The 22,728-nt window shown below is 60.2% G+C and carries 18 protein-coding genes; 3 read left to right on the forward strand and 15 right to left on the reverse strand.

Going from position 1 to position 22,728, the window contains the following annotated elements:
* Positions 1 to 646 precede the first annotated feature (646 nt).
* The 3 genes from NKJ55_RS09910 to NKJ55_RS09920 are packed head-to-tail and all read left to right on the forward strand — an operon-like array spanning position 647 to position 4,186.
* Positions 647 to 1,762 (forward strand): ABC-three component system protein, encoded by a 1,116-nt coding sequence (locus NKJ55_RS09910; protein ID WP_352449732.1) that lies wholly within the window; start codon positions 647 to 649, stop codon positions 1,760 to 1,762.
* A gap of 1 nt (position 1,763) precedes the next feature.
* Positions 1,764 to 2,249: a three component ABC system middle component gene (locus NKJ55_RS09915; protein ID WP_352449733.1), complete on the forward strand. Its 486-nt coding sequence runs from the start codon at positions 1,764 to 1,766 to the stop codon at positions 2,247 to 2,249.
* On the forward strand, positions 2,249 to 4,186 hold the full coding sequence (locus NKJ55_RS09920; protein ID WP_352449734.1) for a DUF3732 domain-containing protein: 1,938 nt from the start codon (positions 2,249 to 2,251) through the stop codon (positions 4,184 to 4,186). Before NKJ55_RS09915 ends, NKJ55_RS09920 begins: the two co-directional genes overlap by 1 nt.
* Before the next feature lie 426 nt (positions 4,187 to 4,612).
* Here NKJ55_RS09920 and NKJ55_RS09925 read toward each other — a convergent pair whose 3' ends face one another.
* From NKJ55_RS09925 to NKJ55_RS09995, 15 genes are all read right to left on the reverse strand, one after another.
* Positions 4,613 to 6,319 carry a patatin-like phospholipase domain-containing protein gene (locus tag NKJ55_RS09925; protein WP_352449735.1) on the reverse strand — a complete coding sequence of 569 codons (1,707 nt, stop codon included), beginning with the start codon at positions 6,317 to 6,319 and terminating at the stop codon, positions 4,613 to 4,615.
* 12 nt (positions 6,320 to 6,331) lie between these two features.
* Positions 6,332 to 7,303: an HNH endonuclease family protein gene (locus NKJ55_RS09930; protein ID WP_352449736.1), complete on the reverse strand. Its 972-nt coding sequence runs from the start codon at positions 7,301 to 7,303 to the stop codon at positions 6,332 to 6,334.
* Positions 7,303 to 9,333: an AAA family ATPase gene (locus NKJ55_RS09935; protein WP_352449737.1), complete on the reverse strand. Its 2,031-nt coding sequence runs from the start codon at positions 9,331 to 9,333 to the stop codon at positions 7,303 to 7,305. Before NKJ55_RS09935 ends, NKJ55_RS09930 begins: the two co-directional genes overlap by 1 nt.
* A gap of 798 nt (positions 9,334 to 10,131) precedes the next feature.
* The gene (locus NKJ55_RS09940) at positions 10,132 to 10,404 is read right to left on the reverse strand and encodes a DUF2274 domain-containing protein (RefSeq protein ID WP_352449738.1); all 273 of its coding nucleotides are present in this window, start codon (positions 10,402 to 10,404) and stop codon (positions 10,132 to 10,134) included.
* Positions 10,405 to 10,415: 11 nt separating this feature from the next.
* Positions 10,416 to 11,633, reverse strand: a complete 1,218-nt coding sequence (locus NKJ55_RS09945) for a TraB/TrbI/VirB10 family type IV secretion system protein (protein ID WP_352449739.1) — start codon at positions 11,631 to 11,633, stop codon at positions 10,416 to 10,418.
* An 11-nt stretch (positions 11,634 to 11,644) separates the two neighbouring features.
* Positions 11,645 to 12,673 (reverse strand): P-type conjugative transfer protein TrbG, encoded by a 1,029-nt coding sequence (gene trbG, locus NKJ55_RS09950; RefSeq protein ID WP_352449740.1) that lies wholly within the window; start codon positions 12,671 to 12,673, stop codon positions 11,645 to 11,647.
* Positions 12,663 to 13,394 carry a conjugal transfer protein TrbF gene (trbF, locus tag NKJ55_RS09955; RefSeq protein ID WP_352449741.1) on the reverse strand — a complete coding sequence of 244 codons (732 nt, stop codon included), beginning with the start codon at positions 13,392 to 13,394 and terminating at the stop codon, positions 12,663 to 12,665. The genes trbG and trbF overlap by 11 nt, the downstream gene beginning before the upstream one ends.
* Positions 13,395 to 14,717: a P-type conjugative transfer protein TrbL gene (trbL, locus tag NKJ55_RS09960; protein WP_352449742.1), complete on the reverse strand. Its 1,323-nt coding sequence runs from the start codon at positions 14,715 to 14,717 to the stop codon at positions 13,395 to 13,397.
* Positions 14,718 to 14,753: 36 nt separating this feature from the next.
* Complete coding sequence (gene trbJ / locus NKJ55_RS09965) at positions 14,754 to 15,479, reverse strand: P-type conjugative transfer protein TrbJ (RefSeq protein ID WP_023718720.1); 726 nt, start codon at positions 15,477 to 15,479, stop codon at positions 14,754 to 14,756.
* Positions 15,476 to 17,926: a conjugal transfer protein TrbE gene (trbE, locus tag NKJ55_RS09970; RefSeq protein ID WP_352449743.1), complete on the reverse strand. Its 2,451-nt coding sequence runs from the start codon at positions 17,924 to 17,926 to the stop codon at positions 15,476 to 15,478. The genes trbJ and trbE overlap by 4 nt, the downstream gene beginning before the upstream one ends.
* Positions 17,920 to 18,192 (reverse strand): VirB3 family type IV secretion system protein, encoded by a 273-nt coding sequence (locus NKJ55_RS09975; RefSeq protein ID WP_023718722.1) that lies wholly within the window; start codon positions 18,190 to 18,192, stop codon positions 17,920 to 17,922. Before NKJ55_RS09975 ends, trbE begins: the two co-directional genes overlap by 7 nt.
* Positions 18,192 to 18,500, reverse strand: coding sequence for a TrbC/VirB2 family type IV secretion system protein (locus NKJ55_RS09980; RefSeq protein ID WP_023680310.1), 309 nt, complete (start codon positions 18,498 to 18,500; stop codon positions 18,192 to 18,194). The genes NKJ55_RS09975 and NKJ55_RS09980 overlap by 1 nt, the downstream gene beginning before the upstream one ends.
* Positions 18,501 to 18,511: 11 nt before the next feature.
* Positions 18,512 to 19,480 carry a P-type conjugative transfer ATPase TrbB gene (gene trbB, locus NKJ55_RS09985; RefSeq protein ID WP_352449744.1) on the reverse strand — a complete coding sequence of 323 codons (969 nt, stop codon included), beginning with the start codon at positions 19,478 to 19,480 and terminating at the stop codon, positions 18,512 to 18,514.
* The gene (locus NKJ55_RS09990; RefSeq protein ID WP_352449745.1) at positions 19,477 to 19,890 is read right to left on the reverse strand and encodes a CopG family transcriptional regulator; all 414 of its coding nucleotides are present in this window, start codon (positions 19,888 to 19,890) and stop codon (positions 19,477 to 19,479) included. The genes trbB and NKJ55_RS09990 overlap by 4 nt, the downstream gene beginning before the upstream one ends.
* A 120-nt stretch (positions 19,891 to 20,010) precedes the next feature.
* Positions 20,011 to 22,038, reverse strand: coding sequence for a conjugal transfer protein TraG (locus tag NKJ55_RS09995; protein WP_352449746.1), 2,028 nt, complete (start codon positions 22,036 to 22,038; stop codon positions 20,011 to 20,013).
* Between the last annotated feature and the right edge of the window lie 690 nt (positions 22,039 to 22,728).

Below are 22,728 nucleotides of genomic sequence, written 5' to 3' on the forward strand. Positions count from 1 at the left end.
TGGCAAGCTATGGCCAGTGGACCTACCGTGGTGCCTGGGCCCTAGAGATTGCGGCCGCAGCGATTGGTCTTACGACAGGTGTAGCATTAGGCGTACAAGCGTTTTCTGCAAGCGAGTCTGTCACTGCAATGGATTTGACGCTCGCCAGTGCACCCTTTCTCATGGTGGCAATCGCGGAGCTCACCAAGATACCGATAGCTACCCACCGCCAAGACCTTGGATCGGACCTAAGTGTTCGTCCGTTGTCGGAATCCAGCTAATTTGGCCCTGTGTTCCTGAAGATTTTACCAAAAGCGCCTTCAGGGAGGAGGTGCCCATCTTGCGGATGAGAAATCAGTGGCCTGTCAATGTAATGTATTTCGCGGGTGGCGCAGCCGGTTGTCGGAGCACCTTTTGCTGCGCAATTCAAATAGGATTGAAACCACCTGTTTTTCCTATGGGAAACACTCCAGAAATATCGGCTTGAAATTGCAATTGCCGCGAGAGATCGCCAAGCTGATGACAAGGTCGATTCGACTTGGGTGGCAGGTAGCGATTGTCTGGGATAGAGAGTTTTTCTGCAGCAGACTCCTTGGTGGGATATGTCTACCAATGTGAGTATGCGCTATTTCGAGCCCTGGATACGGATGATCCCGCGGAAGGCTTCATGGTGGAAACCTTCGACGACGTGGTCGTCGGAGGGAAGGACGAGGCGTTTGAGCTTTTGCAGCTGAAACACCACGACCCCGCCAAGGCAAAGGCCTTCACCGACAAAAGTGCGGATTTGTGGAAAACGATCCGCATCTGGTCCTCTCTCGTCAGGGACGACGCTGTCGATCCAAGCAAAACCGCGTTCTTTTTGCTCACCACTGCCCAGCCCTCGTCCTCTGCGATGCTTGTGGATTATCTAGCGCCCAAGGGAATCACGGGAGGAACGAGGCACGCAAAGGCTGCTAAAGGCCTTCTCATGCAGATCGCGAAGGAGATAGAGGCCGGAACGACGGGTAGCATGAAGAAGAACGTCGAGCCTTTCTTGGCATTACCAGAAGCCGCCCGCGACGTGCTGATTGGAAACATGACCATAGTGCCGGGAGTGGCGGTTATCGAGAGCCTTCGCCAGAAGATCGTCAAGCGATTAAGCCTGACGGGTGCTACGACCGGAAATCTGGAGCGCTTGGCGCAGTCGCTGGTTGGCTGGTGGTACTGGGTTTTGATCGAGCGCCTCAGAACGAAAGAGAAAGTGCCGATCAGTAAAGAGCTGCTCCAAGAGAAAATTACGGATTTGGTTTCCCAGTATGTCGTGTCGAGCTTGCCTATATTCGAAGACATCACGGACCCGAACGCCGACCAAAAGGCTCGCCTGTTGCAGAGGCTGTTCGTTCGGCAATTGATGGCTATCGGGCACGCTCCGGACAAGACGGCGGTCGCCGGGGCGCTACTTGATGTCTACAAGGCTGATGGGCACATAAAGCGCTGGATTGAGAGCCTGCGGCTGCAGCCAAAGGAATTACAAGAGTTCAAGGATCAGCTTTACGGTCACTGGGCAGCGAAATTCGGTGCGATCGAACCTGACGCAGACGCTTGCCTTGGCCGGGACGGCGTAGAATTTGAGCTAGAAAAGCTCGGCCGAACCGCTCTAAGCGGCTCACTCTCGGGAAGTCAGGCAAAGCTCAAGGACGTCGAGCTCGATTATCTACGGCGCGGCGTCTTACACCTCATGGCGAACGAACCAGTGATCGGTTGGCACCCTCACTGGACCGCGAAATTCAAGCCGGACGAATAATATGGCGTTTGCTCCCTGGAACGATCGGCAGACAGATTTCGCCAACTATTTTAATCCGGGCTATCTCGGCGTCCTCGTGTATAGCATGGCCAAAGGCTATAGCGTTACTAATGGGGGCATGTCGCTGGCCCTTGCGTTTCCCGGCATCGCCATAGCCTTGCATCCCGATATCCGGAATGCCCTTCCCCGCACTATCGCTACCCGATTTTCGAAGTGGCTGAGGGATCACCCAGAACTTCGAACCGACCTGATCTCATCTACGCAGTCCCTTGTTCCGCAGGTCAAGGAGGCCGTTTTGACGTCGCTCCGCTCGAACTGGGTCTCGACTGAGAACGGCCGCCTGATTGCGGCCACCAAGGGGCCTCCGATCTTGAAGTCGGACAAAACCCTTGATGACGACCAGAAGGCGGCCGCATTTGTCGGGAAGTGGTTCGCGAAGGTAGGAGACGACAGAGAAATCTACCAACAGGTAGGAGTAAAACCATAATGCAAATCCAGAGCGTGGTCCTTTACTCCCTTGACGGCAGGATCAACGAAATCTCGTTCGACCTAGGTCGCGTGAACATCCTCGCTGGCCCAAGCGGTCGGGGAAAGTCTGCAATGCTAAGCGTCGTCGATTACTGTCTTGGAGCATCGCGTTTCGAGATCCCGGCAGGTGTGATCTCGAATGCCGTGTCATGGTTCGCCTTGAAACTGGATTTTGGTGCGGAAAGGTTATTCGTGGCCCGCCGTAGCGTCCCCGTAGGGAGGACGGCGAGCAATGAGTTCTTCGTGCGGCCAAACCCGGACCACGAAACGCCGCCTATGAGTGATTTGAAGCCGAATGCTCGTCGGGATGATCTTGTAGAAAAGATCGGATCGCTTCTAGGCGTGGGAGTCACACTTCTTCCTCGGGCCGACGGCACGGCTGACCGACAAAAGCTTACCTTCCGGTCAGGTCTTATCTACAGCTTCCAAAAGCAGAATGAGATCGCCAACCCGGACCTGTATTTCCATCGTCAAAGCGAACTCGCTCAGACGATAAGAGATACGTTGCCATACTACCTCGGGGCAATCTCCCCTGCCATCATCGAAAAGCAAGCCGAACTCCGCAATAAGCGGAAGAGACTGCGAGAGGTCGAGCGTGCGCTTGAACGCGGCGTATCGATCGCCGCCAATCGTGACACGGAACTCGTATCAATTGTGGCGGAAAGCACCCGGCTGGGTTTGATTGCGACATCCGACATCCCAGCTAGGAGGTCGACGGCACAGATACTCGAGAGAGTTTCTTCGGCCCTCCAAACCACTCTGTTCGCCGGTAGCCAATTAGCGGACGGTCAGGACGTTGACGTCCTCAAGCAGATGAATACTGAGCTACTGAATAAGACTCGTGAAAGGTCAGATCTCAAAAAAGAGATTGACGCTCTGGAGCGTTTTGAGAACGACCAAAACGTCGTCGATAGCGCGCTCAACGAGCAGCGGCGACGTTTGACGGCGTTGCATCTCCTCGCAGATGACCACGATTCCAAGCAATGCCCGGTTTGCGAAAGCTGGCTAGAGGGTGTCACGCCGGCTGTAGCGGATATGAAGCAATCTTTGGAAACGCTTGCCGTCGAACTTGCGATGGTGAATTCGGACAAGATCGATGTCCGGGAACAACTCTCAAAGCACCGTGCCGCCGTTACCAATCTCACGTCGGAAATCGCTTCGCTTAGGCGCGAGGTTCAACGCTTGAAGGTCGAGGAAGACTCCATCAAGTCGCTATTGGAGCAGAAACACGAGGTTGCCCGGCTTTCTGGCATGATCGACATGTTCCGCAGGCTCATATCGGTCGACGACGACGAGACACGTGTCGCGATGGAACTTGAGAGGGCCTCCTTGGTCACGGACATCGAAGAACTCGAATCAGAGACTAACCTGTCAGATGTACGTGCGAAGACCGCGACCTTCCTCGGCGGTATCGGGCAGCAGATCACCCGCTGGGCTCGCGAGCAACGTCTCGAATACGCGAACGGTTTTCTGACATTTGATCTCCGCGGGCCGAGGCTTGTCAGCGAGACTGCAGACGAGACGATTCCGTTTTCGCGCTTTGGCAGCGGACGGAACTGGGTCTGGTATCACTTGCTCGGCCATCTGGCTCTCCACGAATGGTTTGCCTCGAACAAGCGGCCCGTACCTAACTTTTTGATCCTCGATCAGCCGTCACAGGTCTATTTCCCTTCAGCTAACGGGGAGACAGAGGACAATGACTGGATGGAGGTCCGCAAAATCTACGAGTGGCTTTTCGACGTCGTCGAAAAACTTGATGGCCAGATGCAGATTATCGTCACCGACCACGCGAAATTCGAGAACGACTCGCGTTTCACAGACCACCTCAAGCACGACTGGTGGGAGGGAGGATCCCTGGTGCCCCAAGATTGGTTGAAACAAAACCTGCAGTCCTGATGAACCCCCGACGTCATGGTCGCCACGTAAGTCGATGACAGTCATAGTGGTGGGCCCGCCTGCCATCAACTTTGTTTGGCGCGACATCGCTCTGCCACGAGAAGAATATTCCGATCATCGTCTCACCAATATCGCCTTCAACAACCAGCGAAATGCCGTATCAACCGGCCGGGAGGCATTTTGTCGATTGTGAGGTTTTCCCTGCCCCCCTTTCGTCACGAGATCATGCTTTTTTTCGCCGCATTCTGCCGGATGCGATGCCAATAAATTTTGGACCGCTGCACCTCTAAATAAGTATCCCCCGGCACATGGCGGTTCGATATGATGAAGATAGACACCGCACGGGGATCGATGAGTTTGAAACAACCGCGACGTCTTGACCTTTGTCGATCAGACATCTTCGCGGTCCGGCTGCGATTGTCGCGGTCAATAGTCCATCCGGGCAACAGAGCGGATCCGGCTGCGGCTCTTCGGCATATGATCGTCGAAGCTTTCCAGACGCTGTTGCTTCTGAAACGCTTTTCCAAGAGCGGCGATCGCCTCCGCTCGTTCTCGCAAGATCTGCCGTTCGCTTACCGAGAGATCCTTGTAGGATGACGGTTCGTAGCTGGTTGCGATCTCTGCGTATCCAAGCGAGCCCGGTTCGGGTTCTTCTGCGTAGGCATCGGCGAATTGGCGCAGCATCTCGTCGAGCGCGCGGACTTCGACTAGATACCGACGCCACTTGTGCTCGTTGAGTTCGAAATCGTTTGTGATGAGGTCGCCGGCACGTTCGCCGAAGCCGGTGAGCTGGTCTATGCGGGCGGGTGGCATATCCAGGTTGAGGCCGCCCTCCTCCGGTTTGAGGTCGACCGTCACGATCCGTTCGCGATAGCCGGCGAGGATCGACTGGAGGGAATCCTGCCAGTCCTTGGCGCTGTCAAACAGGGCGAACACGAAGGCGATCAGGCCGGAAAAGCCTTGCGTTGGCAGGAGTTGCCCCTGTCCCGCCTTTGTCGGAAGAAATACGCGGGTTTCCCCGGTGCTTTCCGGCTTCTCCCGCCGGCGGTCATATTCGCCGAGAGAGATGCCAAAGGTCGGGCGCGACGGCAGGAAGCGGTCGAAGAAATGTACCGGAAAATTTGACGACAGCCCTCCGTCGGAGAACATGCAGCGCACCAACCTGTCCTGTTCGGGGACGCCGACCAGCGTATAGTCGATCCTGTAGAGCGGCACCGCCGAGATCAGTGCCGGGAAGCTGAGGCTCATACGTGCGAGGACCACTAGCGGAAGATTGTCGATCTTGAACGGATAGAGGTCGCTTGACCCCTCCTTTGGCGTCGTCAGCATCGCGTCGACGACGCGAGCAGGAAAAAGCGAACGGAACTCCCGCTCGGAAAAGAGATGAAGGTTATTCTCCATCGGCAGCACGTAGGGGCGATGCGAGGTGATATCGGTGGTTACCGTTTGCACCTTGATCTGGCGGGATTGAAGATCCTTGACCCCAAGCGGTGCCCCGGTGGCCGAACGCCCGGCGACGAGATCTATCGTGTCGGCTAGCCACTCCGTCAGGGCGGGATGGCCGGCCATCATATAAGGTTGGGTCATTCCGTTGCAGAGGCCGTAATCGGCCTGCGGGAGCCTGCGGGCGACATCGCGGGCGGCGACCAAAGCCGCTGTGGCGGCCGGCAGAAGAAGGAGCAGAAACAGGAACAGCAAGACAATGAGCAGCGCCGCTGGCAGGGAATGCCAGGTGAACGGGATCATGATGGCGATTATGATCGCAGGGATGGCACCAAAAAGGGCTGGCACCGGGTAGCCCTTCAAAAGCGCGAAGACCGTGCCCGCGATACTTTTCGACATCGCCGCCAGCACTAGATTGAAGACCGGGCGAAGCTCCTGGCGAGGCTGGAATTTCTCCAAGAGCGTCGCTGACAGCTGCTTTGGGAGCGCCTCGATCTTTTCAAATCCGCCTTCGGCGCGACCGAATTCGGCGGCGGCAGTGACCACCGCGGCAATCGCGCCGGCCGACGTACCGCCGATATTGCGGAAGCGGTACTTGCGCGAAAGTTTCACGACGGCCTTCGGGTAGACAACCCCACTTGTGATCCCGCCCTTCATGACGAGGTCGCAGCTCAGTTCAGGCGCGCTCATGTCCCATCTACCTCAATTGATTTTAAGCGTGTCCGACCAGGCCTTCACGAGGCTCGAATAGGGTTGGCCCGGCTCCGCCATCGTGCGGATTTCGTCGAGGATTTGGTTGACCAGCAGGTCGAGCCGCGCGCCCATGGTCTTGGTCTGCTGATCAAGGCTGGCAAGCAGCGTCTCCGAAATCTTGCCGATCTCGTCGATCAACCGGCTCAGGAAATCTAGCTTGCGCAGGACCCGTGTTCTCTCCTGAACCAATCCGAGCCGGTTCAGGCCGTAGACATGGATCGATGTCAGGCCACGCCTGGAAGGGACGTTGTCCTTGAAGGTCGGAAGGACGAGGCCGAGAGGGTCGCCACGGTCAATGTGAAACACCAAGTGCTCTTCCGGAACGTCAACGCAGGGGTTGATCAGGTCAGGCTGCTCGTCGATACCGGGAAAGTCCGCCGTCGCCCTGGCTGCACCGGCGATCGGAAACAAATCCTGCTTGCCAAGCGATGCCTTGACACCTTGCATTTCAGGAGCCGCCAGCAGTTGCGCGAGACTCTCGGGGAATCTCGGCAAGTCCTGCCAGCGCCGCCGATTGCAATCGATGCAACTTGGCAGCAGGTTGTCCCACACCATGGCAAGCCACCAGTAGCCGGGATGATTGGCAACTCGGGCGATGCGTCCCTTTGGCCGGTAATGTTCGACATCGACCGGCGCTTGGTTGGCATACCGGCTTTCGCAATAAGCGCATTTGCCGAAGAACAGCTTGTCGAGCGCGTATTTGACTGCTTCGTCGGAATAGGCGCTGAAACTGAACGTCTTGTCCTTCTTTTTCCTGGTTTTCGCACCTGGAGCCGCAGCGCCGGCGGCCGCTGTCACAGCTTGTGCCTTTGCCTGCGCCGCGAAGAAGATCTTCGCCTTTGCCAGTTCCTTGCCGCCGCGGCTTTTCTCACCGACAAGAACAGCCGGCGCCGAAACCAGGGTCCGATCGACGCGCCGCATCAGATGCCCTCCAGGACGGCCAGGATCCGCCTCTTCGTTTCATCGCGCAGGACCTCGCGTGGCCGGCCGGCAAGGTTGCGCCGGTTGACGAGGTAGTCGGCAACGGCCTCCTGCACGAGGCGGGCAGCCTCGCTCATGCCGACCGGAAGGGCATCCACTACCTGCCTGCGGATCGCGTCCATCGCAGTTCTGACGTCCTGGTCCGGCGCACTCCCGTCCTTTCTTGCGAGATAGTCGCCAAGCCTTGCGAGGCTTGCCTCGATCTCGGGGTCGTCGGTGGAAAACAGGCTGAACAGGTCCGAGGTTAGGAGCTGCTCGATGGTCAGCGCCGACACCTTCGGCAACTGGGTGAGGCTGTCGACCATGAGCGGGATCTGGCCGCTGCCTAGCTGCCTGGCGACCTTGCTCAACACCACCACTTCACCGTCGCGCATTCCCCTGAGGCACAACGGATCATGCGTCGTGACGATGAAGGTCATCGACGGCAATGCAGTGCGCAGGCCCTTCATGATGTGGATCTTCCAGCGCGGATGGAGATGGGCCTCGACCTCGTCGATCAGCACGATCCCTTCCGCCGAGGTCAGCGTTGTGAAGTTCGGATTGATGTCGCGATCCATGAGCCATCGCAGGATGTCGCAGGACAATGCGAGAATGGTACGGAAGCCCGACGAGACGTTTGAGAGCGGGGTCCTGCTCTTCTTGCCGGACGCATCAATCTGCATCTCAACGAAGCATCGCCTCTTGGCCTCGTCTCGATGGATGACTTCGATCTCTTCGGCCGCCCCGAAGATCACTCCCAAGGCCTGGACGACGGCCCGGTACTCGGTCGGCGGCAACCCGAGAAGCCAGTGCTCCGGATTGCTGAGCAGGCTGTCGGTATGGAACAGGCTGAGCACCGGTCGTGACGGTTTCCAGTCATGCAGGTCGCGCACATAATGACGGTAGGCGCCGTAGCCGAAGACCAAGGGCAATCGGTTCTCGCCGATTTGAGAATAGCCCTTGACACCGACCGTGAGTGTCGAGACCTGTCCATTGTCGAACTGAAGGCGAACCTTGGCCGATCGCCTTTGCGGCAGGTCCTCGGCACCCATGAAGCTGGGGTTGAGCCTTAGGCTACCCGGTTCTTCCACCAGGTCGGGGCGCGCGTCGGTGCCGATGAGGGCAAGCGCGATCGCCTCTAGGATGGAGCTCTTGCCAGCAGCGTTTTCGCCAAGGATCAACAATGCCTGCGCCATGCGTTCGGTCGAGTCTGGTGCAGCAGGCAGTTTGATCGACAGCGTCTCAATGGCCTTGAAGTTCGTCAGCCGGATTTCCTTGAGGCGGGGGGGTGCTCCCGCTATGTCGTCTTCCTCGACGATATTCGCAGAAGCGGCAATCCGCACAATTTCCGCGTCGCTGGCATCGACCTGGCGCCTGAGTATCCGCCAGAGGCCTACGAATTCATTGGTGTCGTTCGGCCCATCACCTTCAAGTTTTGCATAATCGTCGAAGGCCTGCTTTCGTCTGGTTCTCAATCGCGTCCGATTGAGCCGGAAATGCTTGATGGTTTCCTCGCCCTGTGGACTTGCAGCTTCCATCGATCCGTCTTTCCGCGGGACGAGATGGCGGGCAATGTCGTCGGCACAGGGATCGACCAGGAGCGGTGCCTCGTTGAGGACCATGTCCGGCCACGTCCCGTCGCCTTTCTCGACAAACCGGGCATATTCTTCCGGCGTCGGGATAGGCGTCCTCTGTCCGTCGACCGGGAAGTAATTGGTTCGTTTCGGCCTGCAGTCCCCGCAGCTCGGATAGAGATTGATCCAGGCATCCGACAGCCAGCCGTAGTAGAGATGGGCATCGCGTGCCCGCCCGTCCTCCTCGCTGCCGATCGTTGGCTCGGCATCGTTCATCGGCCTGAAGCGGTGCAGGAACATGCTTTTCGAAGCCTGTTCGCAGAACGCGCACTTTCCCAGGAACATGTGCGAGAGATCGCGCATGATCTCCCGTGACTCGAGCTGCATGATCGGAACGCGGGTCTGTTCGCGTTTCATCGGATCCAACTGAAGATACCGGAGAAAGGATTGACGTCTCTCCGTAGCGAGCGAGCCCCCCAAGGCCGCTGGCGGACTTGGTGCCCGCGCGACGTTTCGCATGATCTACTCCAAGTGATTCGGTGTCGGCACGTCAGGCTTCATTTTAGGCTAAAAGACGATTCCTCGGCGGGCAGCGTTTTCTACCTTTTAGAGCCAAGGCTGATCATGTGAATATCGCGAGAAACTTGCAACCATAAAGTTTCTTCGAAGAATAACTTCTCGCCTGCTGCGGCTCATAGCTGTGACTTGCCTCATCTAGTCGGGAGAGAGCAGCGGAGCCGCGAGGTTATCGGCCCAACGCCCCGCCCGTCGAAGCCCAGTAAGTTGCAATATCAATGATCTACCTAGGCCTGATCGGCATCACGATCACGCCACAAGCTCACGTGTCGTGTCTGCGGCATCATGTCTGCTTTCAGTGGATATTGTTGAAAAAGTCCGCGTCGCGGTCGCCCGTGGCACTTTCGTAGCATGGCGTTCCGCAGAGACCCCAAAATTGAATCCTGATTCCATGCAATGCGCCGGGGTGGAACTGGATTCTAATATCGATGGCGATTTGCGGTGCGCCGGACTTTTTCAACACTATCAGTGCACGTCTGACGTCGACGGGGTGACCGACATGAGGCGCAGAGCCGGCATTGGTTCGGGGCAGATCAGCTCGACTATTGTGCCCTATGTTTCGGCTTGCCGCCGGCAAGTTGCTTCAATGCATTCGCCCGCCTAGAAAGGCGCCCCCTCGGACTCACTGGTCGCTGTGACTTATTCGGACCCTGAAATTGGCTGCCGCCGCGATTTCTCTGACTTGTCGACGACAGGGAGCCCTTCCTTTCTGGCCTTGGCAAACGCTCGATCGCTCTCCAGGAACTCCGCCAGCATGAACGGGATCAGTTCCGCTACCGATTCGGACTCGCCATAGGTCTGACGATAAAGCGCCGCATAGTCCTGCAGTGCTTGGTTCAGGTCTGCACTTACGCTTATGGTGATCTTCGAAGGTGTCCGATCCGGAAGTTTGCCGAGTTTCAGATTGGTCATGATGACTCCAGTCAATTCGGGTACGGCCGTAGCACAAGATCCTTGTGCACGATGACGCGCAGTGGCCAACCAGGGCGGACGGTGATCGTGGGCTGAATATTGAGGTTCTTCTCGGTGATGCGCTGGCCAGCTTGACTGACGTTCTGCTGAGCGGATTCGCGGATTGCTTTGACCAGGTCGCTTTCGTCTTGCCCGAGGCTCAGCTCCGTGCCGACCCCCAGCAACGTGGCCAGCGCAACGCCTTTCATCAGCTGCCAGGTGTGGAAATCCACCTTGTCCTCAAGCCCGGCATAGCCGGCGGTGTCCGTCGCCGGCAGATTGTCGATTTCGATCGAAGAGCCGTCGGGCAGCAGTATCCGTTGCCAGACCAGCAGCGCGCGCCTTTGTCCAAAGGCAACAACGCTGTCATAGGTGCCAATCAGGCGAGAGCCTTGCGGAATGAGCAAGGAGCTGCCGGTGACTGTGTCGTGCACATTCTCGGTGACCTGTGCGACGACGAGGCCGGGCAAGTCGGAATTGATGCCAGTGATCAGGCTCGCTGCGATGACGCTGCCGGCCATCAGCTGATACGGCGAAGCCGGCGTCTGCAGTGCATGCAGATTGTAGATTCCACTTGTGTTCCGCTGGCTGACAAAATCGAGCTTGCGCTGTTGGTTGTTTTGGTCGCCCTCGGCCGGTGCTACGGAAGCTGAATCGCGTGCGGCATGGGATTGTGGAGCCGTTCCATCAAAGGGTGGACGCCCGCCCTGCCCGTTGCCGGCGGCATCCGCTTGCCGGGGTCGATTTTCGATCCGGAAGAAGACTTGCGATTCGCGCGCCCCGATCGCCTGCTGTGCAAGGCGCTGCTCCTCCGCCGAAACCTCCTGGCCCGGCGCGATGCCCAGCTGGCGTTGGTGCTCAAGGATGGGGCGGCCGAGGTCGCCGGGCAGCGGTGCTCCAAGCACCGGAGGCTTGGGCTTGATCCCGGAATAGTCCTTAGGCAGCCTTTCAATTGCCTCCGCGGTTGGCTTCCGCTCAGTGTTGTAAAGCTCTTCAGCCTGCTCCTTGATGCGCAGCGCCGGTCCCTGCAGCGCCATCATGGTGACGCCTAGAACGGTCCCGGAACCAACAGCAGCAATGGCGACAATAATGCCGCGCTTGAAGCGCACAGCGCGGCGAGGCGAGGCCCGCAGCTGCAGCTGTTCTGGATCGAGTTTCGGTGGAGCATCGGAGCGGGAAGTATCCGTCATGGGTCGTCCCCTCACCTGCTGGAACGCGAAAAGAGCGATATCCGCCGCGGCGCTTGCCTGCCGTCGGTCCTCGTGATGCGCACCACCTGCTGCTGCTTGGCGCCGAGGCGCAGTTCGGCCGCGGCGAAGAGGCGATCGACGATGTAATAGTTGCCCCGTATGCGGTAGTTGACGAGCTGGTTGTCCCCGTCAGCACCGACGATGAAGAGTGGCGGGGCCTCGCCCTGATCGATGCGGCCAGGAAATTCGATATAGACCTTGCTGCCATCGTCGAAGGCACGCGTCGGCCTCCAGGGTGGCGTATCGCCGGTGATTGCATAGCGGAAGTGGATCTTTTCGAGTGCGACATTTGAGGCCACCGGCATTGCCGCCTCGGCCTGCGAATTGCGCCGGCGTAGCGCGATGATCTGGTCCTCGCTGTAAGTCCAGGAGATGGCCGCCATGGCGGTCTTATCCGTGCTTTGAAGCTGCAGGTGATAGCTTCGCCGGTCCGTGGTGATCACCAGATTCGTGGCAAGTCCTGGCGCGAAGGGCTTCACCAGCACATGGGTGCGCTGGTCATCGCCGGAGCCACTGACGGTGTCGCCAATTACCCAGCGCACTGTATCGCCGGCCGACACGGATTGGAGTTTCTCGCCTGACTGCAGAGCGATATCGCTGACGCGCTCCGGTGCGGCATAGAGCTGGTAGAGCGCGCCTTCGGCAAAGGGGTAAACCTGCACCGCATTCACATAGCCATATTTGGTGGGTTGCTGCGTCGCCGCCTTGTTGGCATCGGCGACACGTTCTTCAGGCGAGCGCCTGTCTTCAGCAGCCTTGCCCGGCTCGGGCTGCAACTGGCCGGGCAGCGGCAGCGGTTTCGGCACTTCCACGACTTTGACGGGCTTCTCCGGCGCCTTCTCAATCGCGGCCGGCTTGAAGCCAGCATGGTCATAGGAAATCTGCGGCGGCGGCACCGGCTTCGAGGCACAGGCGGAGATGACCGCAGCCAACGCCGAGAGGATCAGCGCAGTGCGGAGTGACGAGAGTCTATTTATCATTGGCGGGCTCCTTTGGGGGAACGGAAGTCTGCGCGGCACTGTCGAGCTCGCGCGACCAGTCGATGGCATTGATGAAGACGCCGAGCGGGTTTTTGCGCAGCTGATCGGTATTGTTCGGCGGCCGGATCACAATGGTGAGGATCCCGGTCCAACGCGTTGTGCTGGCGAGGCTGCCGCGCTCAAAGACCTGCTCGGTCCATTTGACTTGAAAGGAGCTGTCGGACGCTCGAACCACGCTCGTCACCTGCACCGAGACGCTGCGCGTGCCGATCTTGCCGAACGGGTCATTGGCCTTAGCGTACTCATTGAGAAATAGGGCTGCACGGTCGGTGGCGAAGTCGTACGCCGCCAGCCAGTTCTGCCGCACCAGCACCGGATCGGTGGAGATGGAACGGACGTTCTGGATGAAATGGCCGAGATGCCAGGCAATCTGGGCATCGTCGGGCTCGTAGGTTTGGATTGCCGGCGCGACAGCCCGTGTCTCACCGAAGCGGTCGACCTCGACAACATAAGGCACAACGCGGCCCTGCATCGACTGCCACAAGAGTCCACCAGAGAGCCCGGTGGCCAGAGCGAGGCAGCCAAAGGCCATCAGGCGCCAGTTCCTTGCCTGCACGCGCGCAGTGCCGATGCGCTCGTCCCAAAGTTGGGCGGCCTTCTGGTATGGTGTGACGGGGTGGGGCGTCTTCCCGTAACGCTGAACAGGTCGCTTGAAGAGCATCTAGTCTTCCTTATCGTTGAGAGAGGGGTTGGCGCCGCTTCCACCCCGATCGCCATCGCGGACGGCCTGCGTGGCGGCGTGGCGATGGGCGCGCGCGGTCTGTTCGGAACGCAAGCGCCTCGCCCACGCCGGCGCGGCATTGGCACCTGACGCGGCAGGGTTTCCGGTCATTGATGCGGTCGGCGTGCCGCCCGTCGCGGTCCAGGCTGCATCGCGCCCGGCATCGGCGCTGCGCCGGAATGGTTCTGTTGCAGATCGCATTCCCCGCATCGCGGCGCCGCCAGCTGCGCCGGCAACGCCCTGCAGTCCAGCAGCTACGCCGGAGAGGCCGGACTCGGGCGATGTTGCACGCCCCATCTGCCAAGCTGTGGAAGCAGCCGATCCCATGGCCGTGCCGGCTCGAACGGCGGCGAGACCGCCGCCGGTTGCCATGCGCGGGCCGGCAAGCGCCGCACCTCCGGCAACGAGCGTTGATCCGGCGGCCGCCGCGGTGGTTCCGAGTGCGGCTCCCGCGCCAAGCTGCGGCGCGCCCGAGACAAGACCCGAGGCAATTCCCGGCCCGAAAATGCCGAGCCCAAGCAGCGCCAACGCGCCCAGTACCTGTGACATGGCCGCGGCCAAGTCCGGCTCCTTGCCTTGCAGCGCGGAAGCGAACTCGCCGAAGAGCGTGGAGCCGATGCCGACGATGACAGCAAGCACCATCACCTTAATGCCCGACGAGATCACATTGCCGAGCACGCGCTCGGCCAGAAATGCCGAGCGGTTCCAGAGCGCGAAGGGCACCAGAACAAAACCGGCCAATGTGGTGAGTTTGAACTCCAGGATGGTGATGAAGAGCTGAATTGAAAGAATGAAGAAGGCGATGAGGACCAGAAACCAGGCGAGAAGCAGCACGAAGATGGTCAGCGCGTTGCCAAAGATCTCGGGGAAGCCGACTAGCTGGCTCGCTTGATTGAGCAGCGGCCAGGCGCCCTCGAAGCCGGCCGCGGCAATGCGGCCTGGCCGCAGGAGACTGTCGGCGGACAGATTGCCGGCCGATGCGTTGATGCCGAGGCCGGCAAAGGAATGGTAGATGATGTCGGCGAGGTTCTTAAAATTGTTCAGGATGAAGGCGAAGGCGCCGACATAGAGCACTTTTCGGACAAGCCGGCCAAGAACATTGGGCTCGCCGCCGAACGCCCAGACCAGGCCTGCCAGCGTGATGTCGATGCCGATCAGGATGGTGGTGAGAAAGGCGAGGTCGCCCGAAAGCAGACCGAACCCGCTATCAATATAGCGGGTAAAAGTCTCCATGAAGCGATCAATGACGCCGAGGTCATTCATGTCGCCGCCTTCCTCGTTGTCTTGAAGAACTGCTGATCAGTTGCCGGGATAGGCCGTACCGGTGCCCAGGAAACGCTTCGTCGTCTCGCGGGCGGCTTCCTCGGACTGCGCCTTGCGGGCAGCATCTTCGGCTTCAGCCCGGAACTGGGTCGCGAGCAGCGTCTGAATCTGGATCTGCTGCTTGGTCGAAAGCGCGATCAGCTGATTGGTGGCCTGGCTTGCCTCAAGGGCACCTGCCGCGCCCTGACTGCGGTTGACGAGATCGGTAAGCAGGTCGCCGTCGGCCCGCACGTTCTCCACGATCTGCGACTGCGCGCTCATGGTTTGGCGGAACGCCTGCATGGCGTTTTGCCAGCGCTCGCGCGCGGCGCTCGCCACATCGCTGACCTTGATTGTGGCGTCGTAGCTTTCCGGATATTGCACACGCCACTGGTTCTGAAGCTTGTCGAGATCGAAGCTCAGGCCGCTGGCCTGGGTCATCAGGCCGTCGATCCGTTGGAGCGAGCCTGTGAGCTGGCCGACGGAAGAAAAATCCAAGCGCTGAAGATTCCGCGCCATGTTCTGCAGCATCGTCGCCTGGTTCTGAAGCGACTGGATCTGGTTGTTTATCTGCTCCAGGGAACGTGCCGCTGTCAGCACGTTCTGCGCATAATTCGACGGATCGAACACGATTAGGGCGTGGGCCGGCTGGACGTAGTCGGCCATCGGTTTTGCGATTAGGGAAACGGTGATCAGGCTGGTGAGAAGGCGGCGCCGCATCATGACGATTGCTCCTTGTCTGGTTGAGGGAATTGCTGGAGAAGCTCGGCAGCCCAATCGAGGCCGCGCGCACTCAGGAACCGGGAAGCAAAGCTGTCCTGCCCGTGCTCTGACAGGACGCTGTCGATCAAAGCTTGCGTGGCCGGATCAGAGGCGCCGCAGAGCGCAAGAGCGATCGGGCCGAGCCCGAGCTCGAAGAGGCGGTTGCCGCGGCGCGACTGCAGATAATACTGGCGCTTCGGTGTGGCACGGGCGACCAATTCGATCTGCCGCTCGTTCAGGCCGAAGTGCTCATAGGCTGCCCGCGCCTGCGGTTCCACGGCACGGTCATTGGGGAGAAAAATGCGCTGTGGGCAGCTCTCGATGATCGCCGGCGCGATGGAAGAGCCAGCGATGTCTGCAAGTGACTGCGTGGCGAAAATGACGGAGACGTTCTTCTTTCGCAGCACCTTCAGCCATTCGCGGATGCGGGCGGCAAAGAGCGGGTTGTCGAGATAGACCCAGGCCTCATCGAGCATGAGCAGTGTTGGCCGGCCGTCGAGCCGCTCCTCGAGGCGATGGAAGAGATAGGTGAGCACCGGCAGCACGGCGCCTTCCTGGTGCATCAGCTCTTCGGTCTCGAAACACTGCACATCCGACAAAGCCAGCCGATCTTCATCGGCATCGAGCAGCCGGCCGAAGGGACCGTCGAGCGTGTAGGGCATCAACGCGGCCTTGAGCCCATTGGACTGAAGCAGAACCGACAAGCCCGTCAGCGTGCGTTCCTGCACCGGCGCAGTGGCAAGGCTGATGAGGGCCGACCAGATCGCCTCCTTTACCTCCGGCGTAACGGTGACATTCTCATGGGCAACGAGGCCGGCGATCCATTCCGCCGCCCAGCTGCGAGTAGCCTGGTCGCCGATATTGCTCAGTGGCTGGAAGGCAAGCGCACCATCCGCGCCCAGGGCGTGGTGTTCTCCGCCCATGGCCAGTGTTGCCGCACGAGCCGAATTGCCCTTGTCGAAGACATAGACCTGCGCCCCGGCATAGCGTCGAAACTGCAGAGCGACTAGCGCAAGCAGAACCGACTTGCCGGCACCGGTCGGACCAACGACCAGCATGTGGCCGACATCGCCGACGTGGGTGGAAAGCCGAAACGGTGTCGACCCGTTGGTCTCTGCGAAGAGAAGCGGCGGGGATTCGGTCCCAGTCACGTTGGTGAGATGCTCGTTATCCACCGGACCGGCCCACGCCGACGACAGCGGCATGACATGGGCAAGATTCAGCGTGTGAACGAGCGGCTGGCGAACGTTAGCGTAGACATGACCGGGCAACGAGCCGAGCCACGCCTCGACCGCATTGATGCTTTCACGGATCGTGGTGAAGCCGAGCCCATTGACTATGCGCTCAACCGCTCGGAGCTTTTCCGCGGCGGTCTGCCGGTCCTGGTCCCATACCGTCACCGTTGTGGTGAGATAGCCGAAGCCGACGTGATCGCCGCCCAATGCCTGAAGGGCGGCATCCGCATCGAGCGCCTTGTTGTCGGCGTCACTATCGACGAGGGGGACGGGTTCGTTGGTCACGACCTCGCGCAGGATGGCTGCGATCGATTTGCGCTTGGCAAACCACTGACGGCGCAACCGGGTCAGTGTCTTTGTGGCTTCCGTCTTGTCGAGCGGGATGAAGCGCGTCATCCAGCGGTAGGCGAAATCCTGATGGTTGAGCGCGTCGAGGATCCCTGGCCGGGTGACGTTCGGGAAACCAAGGATGGTGAGGGTGCACAGATGCTGCTCACCCAGCATCGGCTCCAGGCCGCCGGTAAGCGGCGCGTCAACCAGAACACCGTCGAGATACATTGGCGTTTCCGGCATGGCGACCGGATGGCGGTAGGTCGAGATTGTGCCGTGCAGATAGGTTAGCGTCTCGGCATCATCGAGGGCGCGCACTTCCGGCATGAAGCCGGACAGCAAATCCAGGACGCGGTCGGTCTCGTCGCGAAACCACGCCAGCTCCTGGCGCCAGTCTCTAGCCCCTCCCGAGTGATGCGAGTCGACCAGTGCGCTTTCCGCCCGCGCCTGGCCATCTGGCGCCGGCATGAAGACCAAGGTCAGATGATAGCGACTCTCGAAGTGCGCGACCTTGCCCTCGAAGGCCGCGCGCCGTTCCTCATCGACCAGCCATGAGGCAGCATCGGGAAAAGCCGAGCTCGGATAGCCCAGCGCTTCAACGCGCTCGGCCTCGAAAAACAACCCCCATCCGGAGCCCAACCTTCGTAGCGCATTGTTGGCTCGCGCGCAGATGCCGACCAACTCGGCTTCGGTCGCGCTTTCAAGGTCGGGGCCACGGAACCGGAAGGTTCGCTGGAAGCTACTGTCTTTATTGAGCACGATGCCGGGCGCGACCAAAGCGGCCCAGGGCAGATGGTCGGCAAGCCGATCGGCTTTGCCGCGATACTCCGAAAGGTTCAGCATGCAAGCCACCCCTTCAGGCGAAGATGACGGACAAGCACGCTGGCGAAGTCCGGATCGCGGCGAGCGGCAAAGACCGCGAGGGTGTGGCCGGTGATCCAGAGCGCCAGTCCGGCGATCCACTGCTGCAGGCCAAGGCCTATTGCCGCGGCCACCGTGCCGTTGAGGATCGCCACCGCTCGCGGCGCGCCGCCCAGCAGGATCGTCTCAGTCAATGCCCTGTGAACGGGGACTTCGAAACCCTCGATATGCTGCTCTCCGGTGGCCATCAGACGAGTGCCCCGCCGCCGAAGGAGAAGAAGGAGAGAAAGAAGCTCGATGCCGCGAAGGCGATCGACAGGCCGAAGACAATCTGGATCAGCCGGCGAAAACCGCCTGCCGTGTCACCGAAAGCAAGGGTCAGGCCGGTGGTGATGATGATGATCACCGCGACGATCTTGGCGACCGGTCCCTGCACCGACTCAAGGATCTGCTGCAGCGGCTGTTCCCAAGGCATGCCGGAGCCCGCTGCGTGGGCCGGGACGGTGAGAAGAAACGCGAGCGCGGTGGACGAAAGGAAGCGAAGCTTCTTGAGCATGAGGTGACCTTTCAAAACTGCTGGAGTTGCGGAAGCGTGAGCGGGGTGACGGCGTAATCACCGCTGCTGTCGAGACCGGTGACCTCAGCGATCGCGTCAATGCGGCGCGAGGATCCGCGCCCAGCGATGAAGACGATCAGATCTACCGCATCAGCGATGAGGCGGCGGGGAACGGTGACGACGGCTTCCTGGGCGAGCTGCTCGATACGGTAGAGAGCGGAACGCGCCGAATTGGCGTGAACCGTCGCGATGCCGCCGGGATGCCCGGTGTTCCATGCCTTCAGCATGTCCAGGGCTTCCGCGCCCCTGACTTCGCCCACGATGATGCGGTCGGGTCTGAGCCGCAGGGTCGAGCGCACGAGATCGGCGAGCGTGACCGACCCCCGCCTCGTCCTCAAGGCAACGCAATCCTTCGCCGCGCATTGCAGTTCGCGCGTGTCCTCGATCAGGATCACCCGCTCGTCGCAATCGGCGACTTGTGCCAGCAGCGCATTGGCAAGTGTTGTCTTGCCCGACGACGTGCCGCCGGCGACCAGGATGTTGCGCCGCTCACGGACCGCCTTCTTCAGCGCATCGGCCTGCAGCGGCAGCATGACCCGGTCGGCGACATAGTCGGCCAACGTGTAGAGTTTCGCCGCAGGCGTTCGGATGGCGAAGCATGGCCCCAGCACGACAGGCGGCAGCAGACCCTCGAAGCGCTCGCCCGATGGCAATTCGGCGCTGACAATCGGATTGTCAGCATGCGCCTCGGCGCGCACGTGGGAGGCGACCAGGCGGATGATGCGTTCGGCCTCAGAAGGATGCATGTGCACGCCGGTGTCGACCCGGCCTTCACCCAACCGGTCGAGCCGCAGCGCACCGTCGGGATTGACCATCACCTCAATGACGGTCGGATCGGCAAGGGCTTCGGTGATCGCCGGACCCATGGCGGTGCGCAGCATGACGCGGCGGCGATGGTCGGCTTCCGGATGAGAACTCATCCTTCCCCTCCCCTGCGATCGTCGGTGCCAAGTGACCGTTTCCCGGAAGCGATTTGGCGGCCGACCTGTTCGACGAATTTGTCGAAGCGCTCCTGGGCAATCGCTTGCGTGGCCCTGTCCGGCACCGGCGTGTGAGCATGAAGCGTGATCGAAAAGCGGATGAAGAGCGCCAGGCTCTCCAGGATCATCTCGACATCGCGCCTGACATGTCCGAGGTCGCGGGAAAGACGGTCGAGCCTCTTGCCGTAGCGCTGGTCGAGTACATTCTCCCCACGCCGCTCGATAAAGGTCTCGACCGCGTGCGCCACAATGGCCGATTTGGTGGTCGATGGATTGCGGCTGAGGTTCTCCAGCTTCTCGCTCAACTCGGGTTCAAGCAAAAACTGGTGACGAATGCGGTGGGGCTTCATGCTGCTCGGTCCCTCTGACCGGCGCTGATGCACCGGCGACGGGAACGAGCATCGTCGAGATCCTCGAAATCGCTTACGGCCGTTATCTACGCTGAGATGCGCCCGCGTATGGCGCGCCGTTCAGAAGCCGGGCACGATGTCCTTGTCGTCGCCCATTCCCTCGTTGAGGCCGTACGCACGTGCGGCAGTGGAAATCCGATCCATGACGCGCTTGTCGGCGAGCGTCTCGCAGTCATCGTCTGCGGGCGTGAACAGATCGCCCTGATCAGGCTCCTGGACGACGAGGGTCCGTTCTTCGCGCAGGCCCGGATGGCGCTGCTGCTGGACACCTCCGTCTTCGATTGCCGCGCCGGCACTGTCGTCATCGCCAGCAAGACGCCGATCCACGCCGCGCACCTGTCCGCTCCAATCGTCCGGGCGCGACGTGGGCCGATCCGCGTAGGCACCGTCGCGCAGCACCGGCGAAGGCAGCACTCGCTCCGTGAAATTCGGATCCTGGTAATAACGCAACTTCTTGGCGCGAATCGGCGGCAATCCCGAAACCAGGATTAGTTCGTCAGCCTGCGGCAACTGCATCACCTCACCCGGCGTCAGCAGGGGGCGAGCGGTCTCTTGGCGGCTTACCATGACGTGGGACAACCAGGGCGCCAACCGATGGCCGGCATAGTTACGCATCGATCTGAGTTCCGTCGCGGTACCGAGCGCGTCCGAGATGCGTTTGGCCGTGCGCTCGTCATTTGAGGAAAAGGCAATCCGCACATGGCAATTGTCGAGAATGGCGTTGTTCTCGCCATAGGCCTTGGAGATTTGGTTCAACGATTGCGCTATCAGATAAGCGCGGATGCCGTAGCCTGCCATGAAGGCGAGCGCAGTCTCGAAGAAGTCGAGCCGACCGAGCGCCGGAAATTCATCCAGCATCATCAGGAGCTGATGCTTGCGGCTCTTCTTTGGATCGCCCTCCAGGCGCTCGGTCAGCCGCCGGCCGATTTGATTGAGCACCAATCGCACCAGGGGCTTAGTGCGCGAGATATCCGACGGTGGCACGACCAGATACAGCGACATCGGTCGATCGGCATCCACAAGGTCGGCAATGCGCCAGTCGCAGGCCGATGTTGCCGCGGCCACCGTTGGATCACGATAGAGCCCGAGAAACGACATGGCGGTCGAGAGAACGCCTGAGCGCTCGTTCTCTGACTTGTTCAGCACCTCACGAGCCGCCGAGGCCACGACCGGATGGACCTGAGGCTTGTCCACCGTGCCGAGGTGGTTTGTGGTCATCATCCGCTGCAGTGTCGCAGCGAATGAGCGTTGCGGGTCCGACAGGAAGGTGGCGACACGGGCGAGTGTCTTTTCCTCTTCGGCGTAGAGCACGTGCAAGATGGCGCCAACTAGGAGTGAATGACTGGTCTTCTCCCAATGGTTCCGCCGCTCCAGCGCGCCTTCCGGATCGACGAGAATGTCTGCGATGTTCTGAACGTCCCGGACCTCATTCGGACCTTTGCGCACTTCCAGCAGCGGGTTGTAGTGCGCCGATCTCGGATCGGTAGGATTGAACAAAAGGCAGTACGAGAACTTCGACCTCCAGCCAGAGGTCAGCTGCCAGTTCTCGCCTTTGATGTCGTGAATGACGGCCGAGCCGGTCCAGGAAAGAAGGGTTGGAACAACGAGTCCGACGCCCTTGCCCGAACGTGTCGGCGCAAAGGCCATGACGTGTTCCGGTCCGTCATGGCGCAGATAGCGATAATTCAGTCCGCCAAGGAAAACGCCGGCCGGCTGAAACAGCCCCGCCTTCTCGATTTCCAGCTTCATGGCCCATCGTGAGGACCCATAGGTGGTGACCAACCCCCGCTGCCGTGCGCGCCAGAGGGACCCAGCTATCGCGGCGGCACAGCCCAGGAACCCACTGGCTCCGGCAAGTATGCCAGCCTTGTCAAAGACCTCAGGCGCATAGGCGTCAAATTGGAACCACCATTCGAACAGTTTCCACGGCTGGTAGATCGGCCAGCCGACTGTCACAAACCATGGCGCGCCGAGTGGCGGCTGATAGGAGAGCATGTGGGCGCACCATTGGGTTGCAGTCCACACGCCAAGAATGACAATTGCGAATACGACAGCGATCTGCCCAATCAGCAACTTCGTGGGTGTCAATGGCTTGCTCCGCTCTTCTGGCCAGACGGACCAAACATCGCGCCGAGCGATGAGAATTCGAACGGCCGCTACGTGCGACTAGGTGCGATGACAAGGTTGATAGGCATTGTTCAGCTGCGAACAGCGAAAATCCCCCGCAGCAACCGATCGGCGGTGCCAGGTACGCGGTTTGGTCGCAGAAGATGTTGGGGCTTCAGGCGCCGGCACATTGAAGATGTGCTGACAGACAAACCTTTGGAGCCGACGCGTTTGTGCGAGTAGCGAGCTCAAAGGCTCGGCGAGAAGTCGTCGTTCTCAATCGGGCGACGGGGGATACATCGGCGAAGACGGCATAAGGCAGGATGGGCCAGACCGAGCCGACAGCAACGTCGTAGCCAAGGCCTTGGAGCGCATAGCGCCTGGCCGGGAGGCCGCCGCCAGTCAGGCTTACGCGGCGCGTCGTTGAGCGAGGTGAAGACCCGAACGGGCTCGACGAGGGTCCACGGCGGTCACAATGTTGTGGTGGTGATCGCAGTAGACGCGATCCGGCGAAGTTGGCCCAGCACAAAAACGATAACCGCCAGGTACAGAAGCGTCTTCGCTCACCGGGAAGCGGCACTGATAGAGGCCTAGCTGAATGAGGGGGACGTCTCTCGAAGTTGGTCTGATATTTTCAGGCATGATGGTTTCCTAGTTCGTAGCAATTACCGG

The sequence above is a fragment of the Mesorhizobium sp. M0106 genome, assembly GCF_040322715.1.
Classification (GTDB): domain Bacteria; phylum Pseudomonadota; class Alphaproteobacteria; order Rhizobiales; family Rhizobiaceae; genus Mesorhizobium.